Raw genomic sequence first — 4052 nt, 5'->3', positions numbered from 1 at the left:
CGTGAAGGTGGAAGAACAGTAGGATCTGGAGTTGTAACTAAAGTTCTTGAATAATAATAAAAGGCTAGGTCTTTTGGCCTAGTCTTTTTTCTGGATGAAACTGGAATAATAATTAATTAAATAGGAATAATGATATAAATAACAGATAATTTTGCAATTGGAAGGAATACTTTTTTATTGACATAAATTTTATTTTGTGATAGTTTATATTAGTAACATTGTTAATAGTGGGGCGATGTACCCGAAAACGATAGTTTAATATATATATGATTTTTGTAGGAGGTGTTTTAAGTGAGAGATAGGATCACATTAGCTTGCACAGAGTGTAAACAAAGAAATTACAATTCATCTAAGAATAAGAAGAACAATACAGAAAGAATAGAATTAAAGAAATATTGTAAATTCTGCAAAACTCATACTACTCATAAAGAAACGAAATAATATTATAACAAGTAAGGATGTGAGTGTTATGACAGCACCAACTGGTACAAATGGTACAAAAAAGGCAAAGATGGCCACATATTTCAGGGGTGTTAAGGCCGAAATGAAGAAAGTAATTTGGCCTAGTAAAAAGGAACTAATAAACTATACTGGAGTAGTTATAATGATCAGTGCAATTATAGCTATTGTTGTTTGGGTATTAGACTTATTAATACATGGTGTTTTACGATTTATTATTTAGTACAAGAGGGAGGGAGGAACCTGAGGGTTCCCAATTGTATGACGGATAGAAGTAGAGAACAAAGGGCTATGGATGCAAGATGGTATGTAGTCCATACTTATTCAGGTCATGAAAACAAGGTTAAAGCTAACCTTGAGAAGATGGTTGAGAATAGAGGAATGCGAGATGATATATTTGAAGTAGCAGTGCCTACTGAAGAATATATGGATAATAAGGGCGGGAAAAAGAAACTTAAGGAAAGAAAACTTTTCCCTGGATATGTTCTTGTGAAAATGATTATCAATGACGAATCATGGTATCTAGTTAGAAACACAAGAGGAGTTACAGGATTTGTAGGACCAGGTTCTAAACCAGTTCCACTAACAGATGCAGAAGTTAAAGCATTAGGTGTACAAGAGACCATTTTACCAGATATAGATTTAAAGGTAAACGATGCAGTAAAGGTATGCTCAGGACCCTTTGAAAATTTTATGGGTACTGTAGATAGTTTGAATATGGAAAAGAGAAAAGTTAAGGTTTTTGTTTCCATGTTTGGGAGAGAAACTCTTGTAGAATTGGATTTTGACCAAGTAGAAAAGTTATAGTTTTTTAAAGCAAATTGCTTTTTAAATATATATAATTAAGTGGGAGGGTTTATCCCGCCAAACCACAAAGGATACAAGGAGGTGGAAGTTTTATGGCAAAAAAAGTCATGGCTTTAGTTAAGTTACAAATACCAGCTGGAAAGGCTACTCCAGCGCCACCTGTAGGAACTGCATTAGGACCTCATGGAGTAAATATTATGCAATTTACAAAAGAGTTTAATGCAAAAACTGCAGATCAAGCAGGAATGATAATACCAGTTGTTCTTACAGTTTATCAAGACAGATCCTTTTCTTTCATTACAAAAACACCGCCAGCAGCAGTGTTGATTAAAAAGGCTGTAGGCATTGAATCAGGTTCAGCTGAGCCAAACAAGAAAAAAGTTGCTAAGATTTCTCAAGCTAAGGTTAGAGAAATTGCTGAAATAAAGATGCAAGACTTAAATGCTGCTTCGGTTGAAGCTGCAATGAGTATGGTAGCAGGAACTGCGAGAAGTATGGGAATTACAGTAGAAGAATAATAATTTTAGGAAATTAGTGGGAGGAAATTCCGTTATAACCACAAGGAGGTAAAGTTATGCCAAAAAGAGGTAAAAATTATCAAGAAAGTTTAAAAATAGTAGACAGAGAAACATATTATGATGTAAGTGATGCTGTTGAATTAGTACAAAAAACAGCGAAGGCTAAATTTGATGAGACTATAGATTTATCAGTTAGACTTGGAGTTGATCCAAGACATGCTGACCAACAAGTAAGAGGCGCAGTAGTGTTGCCACATGGTACAGGTAAAACTAAAACTGTACTTGTTATTGCTAAAGGTGATAAAGTTAAGGAAGCTGAAGAAGCTGGAGCAGAATATGTAGGTGGAGAAGAATTAGTTGCTAGAATTCAAAATGAAGGATGGCTAGATTTTGATGTAGTAGTTGCAACACCAGATATGATGGGTGTTGTTGGTAGAATTGGTAGAATTCTTGGACCAAAAGGATTAATGCCAAATCCAAAATCTGGAACTGTAACTTTTGAAGTTGCGAAGGCAATTAATGAAATTAAAGCTGGTAAAGTTGAGTATAGAGTTGATAAAGCAAGTATTATAAATGTACCTATTGGAAAGATATCTTTTGGAACAGAAAAAATAAAGGAAAACTTTGATACAGTTATGGATGCTATAATTAAGGCAAAACCAGCTGCATCAAAAGGTAGATACTTAAAATCTGTTGCTATATCCAGTACAATGGGTCCTGGAATAAAAATAAATGGACAAAAATTAATGGACTAATAGTTGACAAAATTTATTATTACTGATACAATTTTGTTGTTAATTAAATAGATTGCCGTAGACAGTAGGTACCTAAAGGTTTAATTTCCTACCGAGGTTGAGATTAATCTAATTTATAAAATTGAAATTAGGATCTCTCTGTGTCTACGGAGGGATCTTTATTTATTCGTCCTATGGGAGGTGAAGTCAGTGAGGGAACAAACCCTTCAGGCTAAGAGTCAAAATGTAGAAGAAATAAAAGAGAAAATTAGTAGGGCACAATCCGTTGTAGTTGTTGATTATAGAGGACTTAATGTTGAACAATTAACTGAGTTAAGAAGCAGATATAGAAAAGCAGGTGTTGAATATAAAGTTTATAAAAATACTATGATGAGATTTGCTTTCAAAGATTCTGGATTAGAAGAATTTAATGAATTCTTAAAAGGACCAAATGCTGTTGCATTTGGATATGACGATCCAGTTCAAGTAGCTAAGATTACATCTGATTTTGCAAAGGAAAATGATAAGCTAGAGATAAAGGCTGGTATTGTAGACGGTAAAGTTATAGATGTAAATGGTGTTAAGGATTTAGCTAGCTTACCACCAAGAGAAGTACTTGTTGCTCAAGCACTTGGTGGATTAAATGCACCAATTCAAGGATTTGCAAATGTACTTCAAGGTACAATTAGGGGTCTTGCAGTAGTGCTTAATGCTATTGCTGAAAAACAAGGAGCTTAAAAACAAAATTATTGTGGAGGGATATATTAAATGGCAAGTGAAAAAGTATTAAATTTAATTGAAGAGGTTAAAAATTTAACTGTATTAGAATTATCAGAATTAGTTAAAGCTTTAGAAGAAGAGTTTGGAGTAAGTGCAGCTGCACCAATGGCAGTAGCAGCAGCTCCAGTAGCAGGAGGAGCAGCAGCTCCAGCAGCAGAAGAAAAGTCAGAATTTGATGTTGTATTAACATCAGCTGGAGGAGAAAAAATCAAAGTTATAAAAGTTGTTAGAGAATTAACTGGCTTAGGATTAAAAGAAGCTAAAGAATTAGTAGACAATGCTCCAAAAGCAATTAAAGAAGGAGCTTCTAAAGAAGAAGCAGATAATTTCAAAGCTAAATTAGAAGAAGCTGGAGCACAAGTAGAGGTAAAATAGTTATTGTTAAATTTAAAAGGCTTTCGATTATATTGAAAGCCTTTTAAAATTCTCAAAATACATACGAAATAACTTGACATAGGAAATGCATTATGGTAACATAATTAAATGCATAATAGGGAAAAATATTGTCTATTGTATAATTTTTCAAATATATGACAATATTATAATATATTTGTTTTGGAAAAGTTTTACCAAAAGTATTAAATGCTTTTGGATATTTTAGTTTAATAAGGGGTGAATTGTTGATGGTACATCCTGTAACCTACGGAAAGCGTGTTAGGATGAGTTATTCACGCATTGATGAAGTGCTAGACTTACCTGACTTAATTGAGGTGCAAAAGTCCTCTTACGAATGGTTTTTAAAGGAGGGTCTTAG

General features: G+C 33.5%; 7 protein-coding genes and 1 other annotated feature. All 7 genes read left to right on the top strand.

The window, feature by feature from the left end:
* The first annotated feature begins 291 nt into the window (after positions 1-291).
* The 7 genes from rpmG to rplL all read left to right on the top strand — a co-directional run bounded on the left by rpmG (position 292) and on the right by rplL (position 3673).
* On the top strand, positions 292-441 hold the full coding sequence (gene rpmG / locus RT714_RS15640; protein WP_072978085.1) for a 50S ribosomal protein L33: 150 nt from the start codon (positions 292-294) through the stop codon (positions 439-441).
* Between the two features lie 28 nt (positions 442-469).
* Complete coding sequence (gene secE / locus RT714_RS15635; RefSeq protein ID WP_216543639.1) at positions 470-682, top strand: preprotein translocase subunit SecE; 213 nt, start codon at positions 470-472, stop codon at positions 680-682.
* Positions 683-720: 38 nt separating this feature from the next.
* Entirely contained in the window at positions 721-1266 is a 546-nt protein-coding gene (gene nusG, locus RT714_RS15630; protein WP_313758911.1) for a transcription termination/antitermination protein NusG, read from the top strand.
* 92 nt (positions 1267-1358) lie between these two features.
* Entirely contained in the window at positions 1359-1784 is a 426-nt protein-coding gene (gene rplK / locus RT714_RS15625) for a 50S ribosomal protein L11 (RefSeq protein WP_072978079.1), read from the top strand.
* 56 nt (positions 1785-1840) lie between these two features.
* Positions 1841-2539, top strand: a complete 699-nt coding sequence (gene rplA, locus RT714_RS15620) for a 50S ribosomal protein L1 (protein ID WP_313758909.1) — start codon at positions 1841-1843, stop codon at positions 2537-2539.
* 37 nt (positions 2540-2576) lie between these two features.
* Positions 2577-2711, top strand: a sequence feature (ribosomal protein L10 leader region).
* A 17-nt stretch (positions 2712-2728) separates the two neighbouring features.
* On the top strand, positions 2729-3256 hold the full coding sequence (gene rplJ, locus RT714_RS15615) for a 50S ribosomal protein L10 (RefSeq protein WP_313758907.1): 528 nt from the start codon (positions 2729-2731) through the stop codon (positions 3254-3256).
* Between the two features lie 30 nt (positions 3257-3286).
* Positions 3287-3673, top strand: a complete 387-nt coding sequence (gene rplL, locus RT714_RS15610) for a 50S ribosomal protein L7/L12 (RefSeq protein ID WP_313758905.1) — start codon at positions 3287-3289, stop codon at positions 3671-3673.
* Positions 3674-4052 lie beyond the last annotated feature (379 nt).

The organism is Tissierella sp., from assembly GCF_032104385.1.
Classification (GTDB): Bacteria; Bacillota; Clostridia; order Tissierellales; family Tissierellaceae; genus Tissierella.
The sequence above is the reverse complement of the archived record's forward strand: the minus strand, read 5'-3'. Positions and strand labels throughout refer to the sequence as shown.

Coding starts and splice junctions, on each gene's coding strand:
- secE (WP_216543639.1), top strand. CDS start 470: ATGACAGCACCAACTGGTACAAATGGTACAAAAAAGGCAAAGATGGCC.
- rplK (WP_072978079.1), top strand. CDS start 1,359: ATGGCAAAAAAAGTCATGGCTTTAGTTAAGTTACAAATACCAGCTGGA.
- nusG (WP_313758911.1), top strand. CDS start 721: ATGACGGATAGAAGTAGAGAACAAAGGGCTATGGATGCAAGATGGTAT.
- rplA (WP_313758909.1), top strand. CDS start 1,841: ATGCCAAAAAGAGGTAAAAATTATCAAGAAAGTTTAAAAATAGTAGAC.
- rplL (WP_313758905.1), top strand. CDS start 3,287: ATGGCAAGTGAAAAAGTATTAAATTTAATTGAAGAGGTTAAAAATTTA.